Raw genomic sequence first — 14154 nt, 5'->3', positions numbered from 1 at the left:
CAGTCGGATCAATCTATTGCCGGTAACACGCCTGATCATCATCGTCCTGATGCTGGGAAGTTTTGCTCTTGCCTTTGCCCAACTGGTGCGCCAGTCCGAAGAGACGAGTTTGAGACCCCAACCCACGGCTTCACGCTGCGGCGATGCCGCCGGCACGCCGTGCCCGCAAAGGGCGCTGTGAATTCGCCATGCACCTCCCGCGATACGTGAGGCCGGTGCCTATCGCGCCTGCAGCAGATGGCAGCCGGCCTGCCGCTTTTGTGCGAGATACTCCTCGATAAGCTGGCGATAGCGCACCTTGCCGAAGCTCGGGAAATGGCCGCCATGCACGACTGCGATATCGAGCTCGCGCATCCGTAACAGCGTCTCGACATAGTCGTCGACGGCTGAATGATAGACATCGTCGATCAGCGGGCCGTCATAGATGATGTCGCCGGAAAGCAGGATGCCAGTCTTCTTCTCGTAGAGCGCGATGCCGCCGGGCGAATGGCCCGGCGTGTGGATCACCTCGAAGGCACGGTCGCCGAGATCGATGATGTCGCCTTGCCCGAGCAAGCGATTGGCCGGCGCCGGCAGGATCCGGTAGCGCGCCGTATCCCAGCCCTGCGGCAGGCCGTCGAACATTGCGTCGGTCGCGTAGCGGTCGGCGACCGTCCATTCATTGCGAGGATCGGCGAGGATTTCTGCCTCGGCCGGATGCACGCAGCGGTCCGGAAATTCGTGATGGCAGCCGATATGGTCGAAATGCGTGTGGCTGGCCACGCAGGTGAGTTTTCGTTCCGTCACCAGCGGCACATGGCGCCGCAGGCTGAAATGGCCGAGGCCAGTGTCGAACAGCAGGTCGCGGTCGCGACCGCGCACATGCCAGATGTTGCAGCGGAAGAACGGCTTGATCCACGGCTCGTGGATCAGCGTCACGCCTTCGCCCATGCGGATGGTTTCATACCAATTCGGAGCGTCGATGACCGGAAGCGTGCCCATGGCTCAACCCGCCAGAGGGATGATGTCGCCAGCGTCGCACGAAACCGCAACGATGTCGCCCGGCCGGACGGCCGCAGCGGCGGGAACCCTGGCGATGAAGTGCAGCGCCGGGTCTTTCTCGGAGACGGCAAGCACGCGCTTGAAGCTGCCTTGAAACACAACGTCGCTCACCTTGGCTGTGCCGAGCCTTATAGCGCCGCTGGCCGCGCCGAGAACGAGATGCTCCGGACGGATGGCAAGGGCGACGGCCGTCCCGGCTAACGCTGTGCCGGGCAGCGAGAACGATCCAGTCTGCGTCGCGACAGTGGTTGTTCCGTCCTTCGCCTTCGTCACCGTTCCCGATATCAGCGTGCTTTCGCCCATGAAGGTCGCGGAAAACCGCGTCGCCGGCCGCGCATAGACGCGCTCGGGCGGCCCTTCGTCCTCGATGCGCCCGTCATTCATCACCACGCAGTGGTCGGCCAGCGCCATCGCTTCCTCCTGGTCATGGGTGACATGGATGAAGGCGGTGCCGACGCGTTTCTGGATTGCTTTCAGCTCGTCCTGCATCTGCCGGCGCAGCTTGAGATCGAGCGCGCCGAGCGGCTCATCGAGCAGCAGCACCGCCGGCTCGATCACCAGCGCTCGCGCCAATGCGACGCGCTGCCGCTGGCCGCCCGACAATTGGTGCGGCTTCTTGTCGAAGGCGGCGGCCAGCCCGACCAGCGCCAACGCCTCGCGCGCCCGCGCGGCACGTGTCGCGGCATCGACGCCTTGCATGCGCAGGCCGAAGCCGACATTGCCGCCGACGCTCATATGCGGAAACAGCGCATAGTCCTGAAACACCGTGGTCGTCGGACGCTTCGCCGGCGGCACGGTGGTGCAGTCCTCGCCGCGGATCAGCACCTTGCCTTCGCTCGGCGTGACGAAACCGCCGAGAATGGAGAGCAGCGTCGTCTTGCCCGAGCCCGACGGCCCGAGCAGGATGGTGTAGCTGCCCGGCTCGATTTGCAGCGACACGTTCTTCAGCACGGTGTGCTGGCCGAAGCGATGCGAAACAGAGCTTATATCGACCAATGGCGCGGTCATGCCGGCTTCCTCCGCAACAGCATCAGTTCGAACAATACCACCAGCACGATGGAGACGGCGAAGACTAGCGAGCCGACGGCGTTGGTCTTCGGATTGAGGCCGGAACGCAACAGGTTCCAGATCTCGACGGGCAGCGTGGTGTCGAAGCGCGTCAGCAGGAAGGAGATCACGAACTCGTCCCAGGAAAAGGTCATCGACAGGAAGAAACCGGCGAAGATCGCCGGCGCCATGACAGGCACGGTGATCAGCAGCAGCACCTTCCATTCGGGCGCGCCGAGGTCACGCGCGGCGCGCTCGATGTTGATCTGGTGGTCGCCCATCTGACTGTAGATGATGGCAAAGCAGAGCGGCAGGTTGATCACGACATGGCCGATGCCGGCGGCAAGCAGCGATTTTGGCACGCCGGCCCAGTTGAACAGCACCAGCAGCCCCATGCCGATGATGAGATAGCTCACTGTCAGCGGCAGCGTGATCAGCCCGCGCAGCAGGGCTGAGCCCGGCAGGACGAAGCGCGCGAAACCCCAGGCGGAGAGGAAGCCCAGCGTGACGGCGATAGCTGAAGAGAGGGCGGCCACTAGAAGCGAATTGACCAGCGCAGAGGTCAGCCGCGTGTCGGCGAGCACGGCGTCGTACCAGCGCAGCGACGGCCCGGTGAAGGGTGGGATCGGAAACGACGTCGCCTGCAGCGAAAACAGCACCAGCACGACGACCGGCAGGAAGATGAAACCATAGATGGCGGCGGCGTAGACCCAGGAGGTGATGCGGACGAGAGTGCGCATCTCAGGCCCGCTCGATCTTCAGCCAGCGGGCGCAAGCGAGATAGGCAACGGTGACGACCGCCATCAGGATGATCGATAGCGCCGAGGCGAGCGGAAAGTCGCCACGCCGGCCGATCTGCATCATCACGAGTTGCGGCATCAAAAGCTCGTTGTTGCCGCCCAGAATCTGCGGCGTGATGTAGTCGCCGATGCACAGCACAAAGGTGAGAAAGGCGCCGACCATGATGCCGGGCAAGGTCAGCGGCAGGACGACATGCAGGAACGTGCGCGCCGGCCCGGCGCCGAGATCGGCGGCAGCCTTGCGGTAGCTGGGGCTGAGCTGCTTCAGATTGGCGAAGATCGTCAACGTCAAAAGCATGACGAAGAAATGCACGAAGCCGATGACCGTGGCCAGCCGTGTGTTGGCGAGCTGCACCGGTTCCATGAACAGGCCGGAGCCGGTCAGCGCGCGGTTGATCACGCCGTTCTGCGCCAGCACCAGCAACCAGGAGTAGGAACGCACGACATAGGAGGTCCAGAACGGCAGCACCGCCAGCATCAGCGCCAGCCGCTGCCAGCGTTCCGGCACCTGCTCGGCCAGGATCCAGGCGAAGGGGTAGGCGAGCAGCACCGAAACCACTGTGACGATGGCGGTGACCTGCAGCGAGTTCACCATCGCCTGCCAATAGGCCGGATTGGCAAAGAACTGGCTGTAGTTGGCGAGCGTGAAGCCACCGCCGTCATGCGCCGTCAGGCTGGAAAACCCCATGGCGATGAAGGGCAGGACGAAGAACAGCAGCGTCCAGCCGAGCGCCGGCGTGACCAGCGCCCAGGGCAGGGCATAGCCCGCCCGGGGCAGGGCACAGCCCGCCCGGGGCAAGGCACGCCCGCTGTTTGTGGCAGCGCTCACGACCGGCGACCGGTCACTGCGCCTGCAGCATTTCGGTCCAGACGTCCTGCATCTTCTTGTCGAGATCGGCGTTCGGCGCCGGATAGGACTGGGCGCGGGCGAGGAAATCCGGCTGCTCGTCGAAGCGCAGAATCTTCTTCTGCTCGTCGCTCAGCGCCGCCTTGGCATTCGCCGGCATGCCCCAATAGCAGGCAGAGGTGGCAAGCCGCGCCTGGCCTTCAGGGCTCATAATGTACTGGATGAATTTCAGCGCCGTGTCCTTGTTTTTGGAATCCTTGAACATCGCTAGCGACTGCGACCACAGCACAGCACCTTCCTTAGGAATAGAAAAGTCGAGGGCAGGGTTCTCCTTGGCCAGCCCGGCAGTCACCCATTCGCCACCGCCGACCAGTATGTCGACCTCGCCAGTCGCCAGCGCCGTCTGGCTGGCGGTCACCTCGCCGACCAGCTTGGCATTGGCCTTCATCTTGAGCAGCTCTTCCTTGATGGCAGGAAGGTCGGCTTCGGTCAGCTCGGCGGTCTTCTTGCCGATCGCCAGCGCTGCCATGCCGATGACCGGCAGGTAATAGTCATAGATGGCGATCTTGCCTTTATACTTGTCGCCGGTCAGCGCAGCCATCGACTGCATGTCGGCCGGATCGACCTTGGTCTTGTTGTAGCCGATCGTGTTGTAGCCGAATTTTTCGGTGATGCCGTAGCGCTTGCCGTCGACGACAGTGGAGCTATCCATCTTCACCTGGGGAAAGAGGTCGGCGAGCGGCAATTTGTCTTCCGGCAGCGGCTCGAACAGGCCTTTTTCCACGCCGCGCGGTATGTCGATGCTGTCGATCACCATCACATCCCAGTCGCCGGGCTGCGACTGTTCGACAATTGCCATGCCGGCGCCGGTGCCCTCGAATTCCTTGACATTGACCTTGACGCCATTGGCCTCCTCGAAGGGCTGCAGCAGTGCCGGGTCGGCGTGATCGCACCAGATCAAGGCGTTGAGATCCGCAGCCTGAGCGAGGCTGCCCGTCGCCAGCAGCAGTGCTGTCGAAGCACACGCGGCGTGGAGATGGCTCTTCAGAACGGAAACCGGATTCTTGGTCGTCGGATTCGGGGTCTTTGGATTGATAGACATCGAGTGTTCTCCCTTGCCTTTTTGGCTTCTGGTAAAAAATTGAACCAATTCTAAAATTGAGTCAATTATGTTTTTATGGCAAATAGCCGATATGAGTGGATTGAGGGCAAGGCAAAAGGCGGATCGGCACCGCCGTATCATCGAGGCGGCGGCGGCGCTTTTCCGCGACGCCGGCTATGAAGGCGCCAAGATCGAGACCATCGCGGCGCAGGCCGAGGTGTCGGTCGGCACGATCTACAATTACTATGAGAATAAGGGCGATATCCTCGGCGCCATCGTCTCGATGGAGGTCAACGAGGTGCTCAACGCCGGGCAGGGCGTCGTCGCCAACCCGCCGGCCAATGTCGGCGACGCGCTCGACACGCTGCTCGGCATCTATATCGAGCATTCGCTGCACTATCTCAGCAAGGAGATGTGGCGGCAGGCGATGGCGATCTCGACGCAACTGCCCGACAGCCCGTTCGGCCAGGCCTACACCGCGCTCGACCGGGCACTGACCGAACAGATCCGCGCTCTGATCGCCCGGCTGCAGGCGATCGGCCTGGTGCGCCGCGATATCGACGGGCAGGCCTTGGGCGAGCTGGTCTTCAACAACATGAACATGATGTTCATCGAGTTCGTGAAACGCGACAAGGCCAGGATTGCCGAACTGCGGGCGGCGATACGAAGGCAGAACCGCATTCTGGTGGCGGCGATCGCGGTTTGACCGCAAGGGTTGAGAAGAACCTAGGCACTACCTTGAATACATGATAGGAGATGATACAACTCAAGGCTGCATTGCATGGAGGGGAAATGGGTTTTTCGTTCTGGCACTGGGCAATACTGTTTTTGCTGATTGGGGTGCCTGTCTTTGTCGCTGTGCAGTCTGCGACCAAACCTTCGCAGAATCCAGCGAGCCTCGTGGGGTTTGGAGGTTGGCTAATGCTGCTTGCGATCCTTCAGGCTTTCTCGCCGCTACGCACACTCGTGTCTTTGGGTTCATCGAGTGAAGGCTACCGACAGCTCATGGCGCTCCCGAATGGCACTTTGGCGGTCTATGGCGAGGTTGCCCTCTTGCTGGCGTTTGTGGTGTTCCAGGTGGTTGTGCTCGTTACGATGCTGCGGCGGAGTTACCGCTTCAAGCAGCTATTCCTGTACCAGTGGTTTGTAATACCAATCGTATTTATTCTGGACACGGCTTGGATTTCAGCGGTTCTTGGCATTCCGGTGAGCCAGGTGCTTGCCGGAAATGCGCTGATAGCGCCTATAGTGTCTTTAGCCCTGACCGGAATTTGGGTCGCCTACGTCTACAAGTCAGTCAGGGTGAAGAACACGTTCACCAAGACGGGCGCGTCTGGTCAAGTCGTAAGTGTGCCATAGAGCCGATCGGCAATTTTACCGAGCATGCTTGGGCCGTGCGCGCGGAAACGGCACGACGGTCAGTGGCGCCTTGCGGAATTCCGCGATGGCTATTTCCTCGATCAGGGAATCCAGCGCCTCGCTGACGCGTTGGCTCGTTTCATCCATGCCGCAGAGCCGGTTTTGGGCGCACTCCAAGAGCTCGCGCGCAGCGGCGAAGTCGCTTCGCATGACATCACCCATTTGATTTTACCCGCCGCCCGGTCATTGTCGGCGCGCTAAATTGAGCGATTGCTAATATACACAGGGGCATTTTAATCGAATGGCTTTAAATGCCCGGTAGCAGGATGCGAGCGGTACCCATCGCCCTGTTGCATCAGTTGGTTCGATTTTACTGAATTTTTCTGATGGCCTGATGGCCTGATGGCCCGGGCTTTGCGTTGCAGACCGCGGGGATCAGTCCTGATACGATCTTGGACGGCTTAGAAATTTTCTGGCGGCAGCGATCTGGCGTCGATGCTCGCGAAGGAAAGTCAGGCTGAAACAAATCGAAAAGGCCAGTCCTGAAAGGATTATCGTTGTTTGCGAGGTTGGATCAGGATCGGGAATTATCAGGAAGCGGAAACCGAACGCCAACGCGAGGGCAACAAGGCTGCCATACATGCCACCAATAAAGGGGGCGATCGTGCGTTTCTGCTCCAACAGAGACTCCTATGGTTTCCACTAGGGAATATAAGCGTTGGAACTGATATGCTACGGTCCCAACCTGTGGAAATCGGGGATGAGCAGATATCGACCGCCTTAAGACGTTCTCACAAGAGGCGCTTGCTGGTGCCCCGGACCGCGATAAGGCCCAAATCCAACTTGAGCGTTCCACCAGAATTTGACCAGAAATCAATCGGATAGAAAGGGCCTCTTCCTCTGAAGCAGTTAAGCCCGTGCACCGCTTTGTACCCGAGCGTTGGACCTACTGTTAACCTCGTTTGGCCGCTTTCAGGTGCCGGCGATTTTGATCGGTTCGGGAAACGGGCTCGCAAGTTTCTTCCAGAGCAATGAGTTCCGCCGCGACCGGCCAAGGCCCGCCATCTGCCCGCGCCAGACCCAATTCGGTGCGATTTCCCGCGTCGGTTGCATCGCAGCCCCAGACACGCTATCATTAGCTTCTTACGTTCCCGGGGGGGAAGGTGGATGAGAATCGTCCATAGGGTCGGTCCAGTTCTAGATCAGGCGATTGCCGCAGTCCTCAACAGGGCCGGCCATGGGGACACCGTTTCGGTCAAAGCAGCATTGAACCAAGTTCGGCAGGATGCACCTGGTTTGGTCGCATCCAACGACGATTTAACCGAAGCTATCCTCGAAGTAGCTGCTGCCCTGGGCCTGTTCGTGGCTTTCGATGAGCGCGATACGTTCAATCCAGCTTAGTTATCCGACGAGTTGCGTTCAAAGCTGAAGGTGACCGTTATGGCAACCCGAGATTTCGATCGTGGCTTCCGAGAATTGTTCGGAAGGCAATCGCCGGAAGTTATATTGGCTTCCTTCCGCCTCTATTTTGACAGCGTCGGGTAAGACGAAATCCTTTTTGCCATCCAGCACCATCGCGACAACAGCCTGCTTCGGCTCAATTGTGGTTTGTCCGAACTGGCACTGGTAGCGTTCCGACCATGAACCGAATACGATGCGGGGTTGGTTCCCCCGTAGGTTCCCCCGGACAAACGATCTGGGATGATCCCAAACCAAGGCCGTTGATTTTATTTTGTTTATTCGAGTTTCTGGTGCCCCCGGACGGAATCGAACCGCCGACCTTCGGTTTACAAAACCGCAATTGCTTATTGATTTTACTAGATAATTTGGCCCCGTGTTGCATATATGTTGCATGGACTCCGTTGTAACACGCGGAATCAACCAAGAAGGGCGGTTTCCATCTCGGCAATTTTTGCGCGGTCGTAGTCTTCGGATTTGAACAAATATCCATAAACATCGTACGTCATTGCAAGCGATGCGTGCCCCATCAAGTCCTGAACTTTCTTAGGCGGAAAGCCTTGCTCGATGAATAGCGCAGCCGCGGCGTGGCGGAGGGCGTGAAGGCTGTACTTTGCGTCGACTATCGGCTTGCCGTCTTCATCCTTCTCCTCTGTCTCAACCGTGACGCCTGCCTTTATCTGCACCGGCCAGAACATGCGGTGAAGCAGATTGGCGTGCCCCTCGACGTTGCCTTCGCCGTTGGGAAACACGAGGTCATGCTCGCCTTTCGGGCATTCCTTGCGCCATGCCTTGAGCATCGTCACAGTACTATCCGAAATCGGGATGTCGCGCGTGCCCGCGTCCGATTTGGGTGGGCCGAACTTATTGTATCGATCGACGCGCCGCCGAACATGAACGATGCCAGCATCTAGGTCGACGTCGCGCCATTGGATGCCGCGAAGTTCGCTGGCGCGCATTCCTGTTAACATTGCGGTGCGAACGAAGGGGATCCACCGCGCTGGCGTGTGCTTCAGAATGGCTCGCAGTTCGTCCTTGGTGGGCATCTCCGGCCGCTTCTTGTCGCGCGTGGCTGATGGCATCTGAATGTCGCGAGCTGGATTGATAGCGGCATGGCCGCGGGAAACAGCGTGCTTATAGATCGAGGTGAGGGCACCATGAACCTTCGCCAGGGATGATGCAGACATTGTTCCGGTAAGATCATCTATAAAAGTCTGTATCGCGGGCGAGGTGAGTGCAGCCAACTTCGTGGCGCCGAATTTAGGCTTTATGTAAAGTTCGTATGTCGACTTGTAGCGCGCAACAGTGGCGCGCTCCCTGCCGTTCTTCTCCGCCTGCGCCAGCCAAAGCTTTGATGCCTTGTCGACTGTGATGCTTGCGCTATCCGCGACATGCGTACCAGATCGAACCTGCCCGCGCGCCGTCAATAGGAAGTCGTCTGCAGCCTTCTTGGTGGCGAATTGCTTATGTCTCCGCTTGCCGCCGCCATCGCGGTAATCGGCCTGCCAAACGATTTTCCCAGATGGAAGTTCGCGCTTTCGAATCGTTGCCATGGTCTGTCGTCTCCTTTGGAAAGGTGACGTTATATGACCATCGGTTTTTATGCAACACGTTGCAACACGAGTAATAGGTGCAACACGTCGCAGCCAGCGAAATAACTTGACTTAAAAGGCGAAAACGACTATAAGTTGTAATAAGTCGGCGCTTGCCGCCGCGACTCGCTTCTCCCGCCAAATTGAACGGCGGCCCTAACCCCAGTCTTTCACATTCAATCTTTGAACGCGCGTCGGCGTGTGTGGATTTCCGCGCCTCATGGGCGTTGGTTACAACGGGGAATTTCATGACAACAAACGACAACTCACCGCTTGCCGCCGATATCCTGCGCGGCGCTGACGCGATTGCCAAACACCTCGGCTTTCCGCGCCGCGCTATTTATCATCTCGTCTCGAAAGGCGGCTTGCCGCACTTCCGTCTCGGCGAAACCGTCTGTGCTCGCAAGTCGACGCTGGGTGCTTGGATTGAACAACAAGAGGCGAGGGCTGCTTAACCGCACCCCGATAACAAAAACCCACCGCGGAACCAACTGCGGCAACTTCCTAAACGGGAACCACCCACTTGCACATTTTAAGCATCAAACCCGAGCCACCAGGCTGCGGGAACGTCATCGCGCGCTTCGACGTCGCGCTGACTGACGAATTGCGCCTGTTCGGTTTGCGTCTCACCGAACGCACGGCCGGCGGCTACGCGGTATATGCACCGAACGCAATGGGACGCCGCTGCGCGACTTTCTCGGAAAAACTTGTTCACGAAATCGCCCGCGCCGCACTCGCCGCGCTGAAGGAGCCGACGCCGAATGACCGCAACGCATCCTAAGCCATCGCTCACCCGCGAATATTGGACACACAACGTAGGCGAACCGACCGGCCCAGTTGCGCAGTTTAGGATGTCACAGCTTATAGACTATGATCTGCGGCTGACCGATCCGGCGCGCATCGTCTATCGCTTCTTGATTGGCTGGTACATGCGCAGCAACGGCGATGCGCTTGCATCTGTTCGGCACATCGTGACTACCATGAGAACCCGTGCCCCTGATGGCGCTAGGCATCTTTCCCGCTCAGCCGTGCAGCGGGCGATTATCCTCCTCATCGAAACCGGATGGCTTGTGCGTCGCTTCACTGGGAAGGGGCGCAGCGGCTCGCGGTATGTGCCGGTGCTCAACGTCTTGGAGCTTGCCGCACAGGGCAGCTTGCCATCGGTAGAAATCGATAGCGTCCCACTCTACCGGGACACAAACGAGGAATCCGTAGCGTCCCACTCTACCGGGACAGAGGTGTCCCACTCTACCGGGACACTGAGCGCCGTAGCGTCCCACTTGCCGGGACAAAGACCCTCATACATTAACCCGTCGACAGACCGGGTTACATGTAAGGAGGACAATGAATGCGCCGCGGCTATGCCGCCGCCCGTGTCTGGGCTTTCGCCCGCCACGGCGGGACCGGCGCAAGGTAAAGAGAAGACGCCATTCGAAGAACTCTATCGCGAGTATGGAGTCCGCGCAGAAGTTGGTGCCGCAAGGCGCGCGTATGACGAGCTTGCGCCAGACGCAGAGTTGCATGCTGCGATGGTGGATTCTGCGCGCGCATGGCGGGAGGCGGCTGGTGGAAGCATTGAGCGAATGCATCTGCGGCGCTGGATAGCAGAGCAGCGATATCTGGAGGATCCAAAAGGCGAGAGGAAGACGAAGGAACGGAAGCCCAAGCCAGCCAAGCCTGCGAAGGACGTCGAAGCGGCAAAGCCTGTGCCGGCAAAGCCAGTTGCCAAGCCAGCGGATCCCTTCCGGCCGATGCGACAGGTCTTCACAATCCTTGAGGCAAATGAAGTGACGGTAGACGAGGACAAGTGGCTCGATCTAGTTCTCGTGGACGAAGATGGCAAAGGCGAAGATATATCGATCTGCGTGGAGGCGCCGGATGAGGACCGCCAATGCAAGGGGCAGAGAAATCTCGACCGAATCCTGAGCGCTACCGGCCTGATCTCGTGCGACGACGCAAGTAAGCTTGTCGGCGAAAAATTCGTGCGAGCACTTTACAGCAAGTTCGGTGAATTCGAATACGAGCGTGTACCGGAAAATAATGCAGGATTCGTCGTCGTAGACGAGCCGCGGCCTACTGCTAGTGCTCCCCGGAATCGCGTGCGCTTTGTACCGCGCTTCTCAATTGTGCCGAAGGCACAAACCGCCACTCGGGAAAAGGCAAAGGAATGGGCTGCGAAATTTAATGACGACGAAATGGGAGAGGCAGCATGACACTATTCGACCGACCAGACACCGCGACAATGAGCAAAACGCCTATGTCGGCTCGCCGAGCTCTGCCTCGTTTCTTGCCGTCGGCGGGCGCTCGTCATCGACAGGCGGCAATAACAATGCTTCGGCCTCGGCGCGGCCGTAGTCTCTACCGATTTGAAATGCCAAGTACAGCGCGCCAAGGCTGAATAATAGTCGAAGCATGGTGTCTCCCTTCGATTCATAACCCGACGAGCGGCAGTTTTGTTCCGCATCGTCGGAACCTCAAGGTTCGACACTCGTTGCCACCGATTGGCGAGGAGACGCAGAGATGGCCCGAAAGAAAACAAGCGACACGAGCCGCGTAGTGAAGGGGCAAGAGCTTGAAGTCGAGCACCTGGCGGAGGTGACGGACGTGACGCCCAAACAGGCGCGGGCGCTGCTTCGCAAACATGGCGCCGACTGGCAGCGGCTGAAGGACGAAGCCGAAAACTTGAAGCAAGAGGACTAGGTATCCAATCTCCGGCCGGATGCGTTTCCGCCGTACCAACCGGTGGGTCCGTTTACGACCCACCGGGCTTGGCACTTATTTCTACCTGCCAGACTCGACAACATATTCGATAGTCAATGATGCACCTTTGCCCTTGGGAGGCGCCGATATAACGCGGTCAGCGTTACCCTTGCGGGCATACATCACTTCGCAGCAGATCGGCATGCGATGATTTCGACCGGGATAACCACCAACTGACCGATGGAGCTTTCCCGAATTGACGCTGACACTCTTCGCTCCTCGATCTGCTGCGTGGGCAAGCATTTCGGTAAGTGCTGTTTCGAACTGTTCTTTAAACATTAGTGACTCCCTTTGTCTCTGCCTCGCCAATTGATGAGATCCTAAATGCCGCGTCTCTGTTCATTCGTTAGTTACCCCATACGACTTCAGTAACTGTTGTTGCGGAAATACAACAACAGTTTGTTTCTACCGTCCCGCGCCTTGCGGAAACGGACTACCCGGCCTGGCCGGTTCACGCCCTTCTGGCGAAGGGTTTTCATGGGGAATCCGAATGTCATTTAAGCAACTCGATCGCCTCGCCCGCGAGGCCGGCGAGGGCCGATTGCTCGCACTAGAAACGGATTACGGCCGGCGGATACTATCGTTGATGTAGGGTGGCGCATTAGACGGCCTGTCCATAGGCTTCCGCGTTAAGCGCTCGTCACCTGGCAGCGGCACAAGCAAACGCTGGCTCGAGGAGATCAATCTTCTGGAAGTCAGCATAGTTGACGAGCCGAGCAACGACGCGGGTTGCTGTGGTTAAAGAGTCGGCATCCGCTGTCGATCTGGATAGCGCGCTAGCCCGGCTGGCCGAACGGATACGATCCCTATGCTAAGAGCGGGACACAGCCTCCCGCGCGTTACGCATGCGGGCGCGCGAGAGGCAAAAAACTGTAATAGTAATAGCGCTAGTTTGTGGTCCTACGGTCGGCGCCGCTGGGGATGTGATTGACCCCCGCGGGGGGGGGTTACCAAAATCTCTAAAACGGCAGGTTTTTGGCTACCGGTTCGGCCACAACGCGCACATTTTTCCAATTGAAAATATGGGGGTCGGGTCAACGTTTGGGATCGAAAGAAACTCAAAGGGATGCAAATGTACCCACGCAAAATCAACTGAACTCCACAACCCTACTGAAGAAGTCAGCATGCCAAGACTGGTAGCCTTTATCATCGCCCTCACTGCAATCACGACATCTGTGCATGCATCGACCCTAGATGAGGTCTGCCAGATGATGGGTAGGTTCGCAGAGGAAACAATGAAAGCCCGCCAGCACGGGATTCCGCTTCAAAAGGTTCTCGATATCGCGGCAAAGAGCGATGTGGAGATAATGCGCAAGGCCCTCCGGGCCATGGCAATCGAGGCGTGGAACCAGTCGCGTTACGGCACCGAAGAGATGCAGGACCGCGCTATTGGCGAATTCCGTGACCAAGTACAGATGACATGCCTGCAACAGGGTGGCTTATAGGCTCAAACCATCATTCTCGTGGATTGGTCGCCGCCTGTGGACGATGATATCCGGTGGGGGTGGTGGTTTAGGTAGTTCAGTACCAATGGAAATAGACGCCTATTGGGAAAATCGCACCAACTGCAGCTGCAGCAGACGCAACCGCGGCAACGGCCAATTCCCATGTCCCTAAGGTAATGCGTTGCTTCAAGACGACGGCTTGCCCACGCCAGAACAACTGGCCGGCATCGTCAATCTGAAAGCCGTCTAATTCGTCCATGCCGATCGTTCGAACTGCCATCATTTGTCCTTTCGCTGCCGGAAGTCCGCGACCGGGGGTAAAGCGGAAAGTCCGATGAAGAGGTCGCCGCCAGCAATTAAGCCGGCGACGACCGATCTCAGTTAACTCACGCGCACTCGGCGAGTGCGAGCAAATTGTCATTCCACTGGCCGTCGGCGTAGGTGCGGACGTACTTTACCGTTCTGCCCGTTGACCACACCGATATTGGCGCGCTTGCCGCCGACCAATGTGTAGAAGGTATTTGTCTTTTCTTCTATCCATTGGATGACTTGAGCTCTAGTCCATTTCCCGGTCGAATTCCCGAGGTGGGTAATACCTTCATGGGTGTTCTGCCGAGGCAGTTTATTGATACAAGTCACTTGAACGTCTGACATAGAATGCTCCTTTCGAGCGAAGTGGAGCATTCGCATCTGGCATCTTGGG

The 14154-nt window shown here is 58.5% G+C and carries 20 protein-coding genes and 1 tRNA gene; 9 read left to right on the top strand and 12 right to left on the bottom strand.

Features of this window, described 5'->3' with window-relative positions:
- The first annotated feature begins 16 nt into the window (after positions 1 to 16).
- Positions 17 to 181, top strand: a complete 165-nt coding sequence (locus tag EOC93_RS08800; RefSeq protein WP_245458044.1) for a hypothetical protein — start codon at positions 17 to 19, stop codon at positions 179 to 181.
- 38 nt (positions 182 to 219) lie between these two features.
- Here EOC93_RS08800 and EOC93_RS08795 read toward each other — a convergent pair whose 3' ends face one another.
- Genes EOC93_RS08795 through EOC93_RS08775 form a run of 5 tightly spaced genes read right to left on the bottom strand, consistent with a single transcriptional unit; the run spans position 220 to position 4837 of the window.
- On the bottom strand, positions 220 to 981 hold the full coding sequence (locus EOC93_RS08795; protein WP_127204402.1) for an MBL fold metallo-hydrolase: 762 nt from the start codon (positions 979 to 981) through the stop codon (positions 220 to 222).
- A 3-nt stretch (positions 982 to 984) separates the two neighbouring features.
- Complete coding sequence (locus tag EOC93_RS08790; protein WP_127204401.1) at positions 985 to 2049, bottom strand: ABC transporter ATP-binding protein; 1065 nt, start codon at positions 2047 to 2049, stop codon at positions 985 to 987.
- Complete coding sequence (locus tag EOC93_RS08785) at positions 2046 to 2828, bottom strand: ABC transporter permease (RefSeq protein WP_127204400.1); 783 nt, start codon at positions 2826 to 2828, stop codon at positions 2046 to 2048. Before EOC93_RS08785 ends, EOC93_RS08790 begins: the two co-directional genes overlap by 4 nt.
- Before the next feature lies 1 nt (position 2829).
- Positions 2830 to 3717, bottom strand: coding sequence for an ABC transporter permease (locus tag EOC93_RS08780; protein ID WP_127204399.1), 888 nt, complete (start codon positions 3715 to 3717; stop codon positions 2830 to 2832).
- 13 nt (positions 3718 to 3730) lie between these two features.
- Entirely contained in the window at positions 3731 to 4837 is a 1107-nt protein-coding gene (locus EOC93_RS08775) for a spermidine/putrescine ABC transporter substrate-binding protein (protein WP_127204398.1), read from the bottom strand.
- A 91-nt stretch (positions 4838 to 4928) separates the two neighbouring features.
- Here EOC93_RS08775 and EOC93_RS08770 point away from each other — a divergent pair, with 91 nt between their 5' ends.
- A complete protein-coding gene (locus tag EOC93_RS08770; protein ID WP_127204397.1) occupies positions 4929 to 5543 on the top strand; it encodes a TetR/AcrR family transcriptional regulator in 615 nt (204 codons plus the stop codon).
- 86 nt (positions 5544 to 5629) lie between these two features.
- A complete protein-coding gene (locus EOC93_RS08765) occupies positions 5630 to 6196 on the top strand; it encodes a DUF2569 family protein (RefSeq protein WP_127204396.1) in 567 nt (188 codons plus the stop codon).
- 15 nt (positions 6197 to 6211) lie between these two features.
- Here the strand turns inward: EOC93_RS08765 and EOC93_RS08760 are convergent, their stop codons facing one another.
- Both EOC93_RS08760 and EOC93_RS08755 read right to left on the bottom strand, forming a co-directional pair.
- Positions 6212 to 6406, bottom strand: coding sequence for a hypothetical protein (locus EOC93_RS08760; protein ID WP_126107507.1), 195 nt, complete (start codon positions 6404 to 6406; stop codon positions 6212 to 6214).
- 225 nt (positions 6407 to 6631) lie between these two features.
- Positions 6632 to 6877 (bottom strand): hypothetical protein, encoded by a 246-nt coding sequence (locus EOC93_RS08755; RefSeq protein ID WP_126106725.1) that lies wholly within the window; start codon positions 6875 to 6877, stop codon positions 6632 to 6634.
- A 486-nt stretch (positions 6878 to 7363) separates the two neighbouring features.
- Between EOC93_RS08755 and EOC93_RS08750 the strand changes: the two genes are divergently transcribed.
- Complete coding sequence (locus EOC93_RS08750; protein WP_126106720.1) at positions 7364 to 7597, top strand: hypothetical protein; 234 nt, start codon at positions 7364 to 7366, stop codon at positions 7595 to 7597.
- A gap of 348 nt (positions 7598 to 7945) precedes the next feature.
- Here the strand turns inward: EOC93_RS08750 and EOC93_RS34040 are convergent.
- Together EOC93_RS34040 and EOC93_RS08745 are read right to left on the bottom strand one after the other, a co-directional pair.
- Positions 7946 to 8027: transfer RNA gene (locus EOC93_RS34040), tRNA-Thr, on the bottom strand.
- Between the two features lie 46 nt (positions 8028 to 8073).
- Positions 8074 to 9207, bottom strand: coding sequence for a tyrosine-type recombinase/integrase (locus EOC93_RS08745; protein WP_127204395.1), 1134 nt, complete (start codon positions 9205 to 9207; stop codon positions 8074 to 8076).
- 287 nt (positions 9208 to 9494) lie between these two features.
- Between EOC93_RS08745 and EOC93_RS08740 the strand changes: the two genes are divergently transcribed.
- The 4 genes from EOC93_RS08740 (at position 9495) to EOC93_RS08725 (ending at position 11946) form a co-directional block, all read left to right on the top strand.
- Positions 9495 to 9701, top strand: a complete 207-nt coding sequence (locus tag EOC93_RS08740) for an excisionase family DNA-binding protein (protein WP_127204394.1) — start codon at positions 9495 to 9497, stop codon at positions 9699 to 9701.
- A gap of 68 nt (positions 9702 to 9769) precedes the next feature.
- A complete protein-coding gene (locus EOC93_RS08735) occupies positions 9770 to 10027 on the top strand; it encodes a hypothetical protein (RefSeq protein WP_127204393.1) in 258 nt (85 codons plus the stop codon).
- A complete protein-coding gene (locus EOC93_RS08730) occupies positions 10008 to 11459 on the top strand; it encodes a hypothetical protein (protein ID WP_127204392.1) in 1452 nt (483 codons plus the stop codon). The genes EOC93_RS08735 and EOC93_RS08730 overlap by 20 nt, the downstream gene beginning before the upstream one ends.
- Positions 11460 to 11766: 307 nt before the next feature.
- Positions 11767 to 11946, top strand: a complete 180-nt coding sequence (locus tag EOC93_RS08725; RefSeq protein ID WP_127204391.1) for a DUF3606 domain-containing protein — start codon at positions 11767 to 11769, stop codon at positions 11944 to 11946.
- Between the two features lie 81 nt (positions 11947 to 12027).
- On the opposite strand, the gene EOC93_RS08720 is transcribed toward EOC93_RS08725, so the two are convergent.
- Entirely contained in the window at positions 12028 to 12285 is a 258-nt protein-coding gene (locus EOC93_RS08720) for an HNH endonuclease (RefSeq protein ID WP_127204390.1), read from the bottom strand.
- 845 nt (positions 12286 to 13130) lie between these two features.
- Here EOC93_RS08720 and EOC93_RS08710 point away from each other — a divergent pair.
- A complete protein-coding gene (locus EOC93_RS08710; protein WP_127204389.1) occupies positions 13131 to 13451 on the top strand; it encodes a hypothetical protein in 321 nt (106 codons plus the stop codon).
- 76 nt (positions 13452 to 13527) lie between these two features.
- Here the strand turns inward: EOC93_RS08710 and EOC93_RS08705 are convergent, their stop codons facing one another.
- Together EOC93_RS08705 and EOC93_RS08700 are read right to left on the bottom strand one after the other, a co-directional pair.
- On the bottom strand, positions 13528 to 13734 hold the full coding sequence (locus EOC93_RS08705; protein WP_127204388.1) for a hypothetical protein: 207 nt from the start codon (positions 13732 to 13734) through the stop codon (positions 13528 to 13530).
- Positions 13735 to 13868: 134 nt separating this feature from the next.
- The gene (locus EOC93_RS08700; protein ID WP_245461416.1) at positions 13869 to 14105 is read right to left on the bottom strand and encodes a DUF3892 domain-containing protein; all 237 of its coding nucleotides are present in this window, start codon (positions 14103 to 14105) and stop codon (positions 13869 to 13871) included.
- Positions 14106 to 14154 lie beyond the last annotated feature (49 nt).

The sequence above is a fragment of the Mesorhizobium sp. M6A.T.Ce.TU.002.03.1.1 genome, from assembly GCF_003997275.1.
Taxonomy (GTDB): Bacteria; Pseudomonadota; Alphaproteobacteria; order Rhizobiales; family Rhizobiaceae; genus Mesorhizobium; species Mesorhizobium mediterraneum.
The sequence above is the reverse complement of the archived record's forward strand: the minus strand, read 5'-3'. Positions and strand labels throughout refer to the sequence as shown.

Bases quoted from the DNA above. Each gene is read 5' to 3' on its own strand.
- EOC93_RS08750 (WP_126106720.1), top strand. From the start codon at position 7,364: ATGAGAATCGTCCATAGGGTCGGTCCAGTTCTAGATCAGGCGATTGCC.
- EOC93_RS08760 (WP_126107507.1), bottom strand. From the start codon at position 6,406: ATGCGAAGCGACTTCGCCGCTGCGCGCGAGCTCTTGGAGTGCGCCCAA.
- EOC93_RS08785 (WP_127204400.1), bottom strand. From the start codon at position 2,828: ATGCGCACTCTCGTCCGCATCACCTCCTGGGTCTACGCCGCCGCCATC.
- EOC93_RS08775 (WP_127204398.1), bottom strand. From the start codon at position 4,837: ATGTCTATCAATCCAAAGACCCCGAATCCGACGACCAAGAATCCGGTT.
- EOC93_RS08725 (WP_127204391.1), top strand. From the start codon at position 11,767: ATGGCCCGAAAGAAAACAAGCGACACGAGCCGCGTAGTGAAGGGGCAA.
- EOC93_RS08705 (WP_127204388.1), bottom strand. From the start codon at position 13,734: ATGATGGCAGTTCGAACGATCGGCATGGACGAATTAGACGGCTTTCAG.
- EOC93_RS08765 (WP_127204396.1), top strand. From the start codon at position 5,630: ATGGGTTTTTCGTTCTGGCACTGGGCAATACTGTTTTTGCTGATTGGG.
- EOC93_RS08790 (WP_127204401.1), bottom strand. From the start codon at position 2,049: ATGACCGCGCCATTGGTCGATATAAGCTCTGTTTCGCATCGCTTCGGC.
- EOC93_RS08740 (WP_127204394.1), top strand. From the start codon at position 9,495: ATGACAACAAACGACAACTCACCGCTTGCCGCCGATATCCTGCGCGGC.
- EOC93_RS08720 (WP_127204390.1), bottom strand. From the start codon at position 12,285: ATGTTTAAAGAACAGTTCGAAACAGCACTTACCGAAATGCTTGCCCAC.
- EOC93_RS08770 (WP_127204397.1), top strand. From the start codon at position 4,929: ATGAGTGGATTGAGGGCAAGGCAAAAGGCGGATCGGCACCGCCGTATC.
- EOC93_RS08745 (WP_127204395.1), bottom strand. From the start codon at position 9,207: ATGGCAACGATTCGAAAGCGCGAACTTCCATCTGGGAAAATCGTTTGG.
- EOC93_RS08710 (WP_127204389.1), top strand. From the start codon at position 13,131: ATGCCAAGACTGGTAGCCTTTATCATCGCCCTCACTGCAATCACGACA.
- EOC93_RS08700 (WP_245461416.1), bottom strand. From the start codon at position 14,105: ATGTCAGACGTTCAAGTGACTTGTATCAATAAACTGCCTCGGCAGAAC.
- EOC93_RS08730 (WP_127204392.1), top strand. From the start codon at position 10,008: ATGACCGCAACGCATCCTAAGCCATCGCTCACCCGCGAATATTGGACA.
- EOC93_RS08795 (WP_127204402.1), bottom strand. From the start codon at position 981: ATGGGCACGCTTCCGGTCATCGACGCTCCGAATTGGTATGAAACCATC.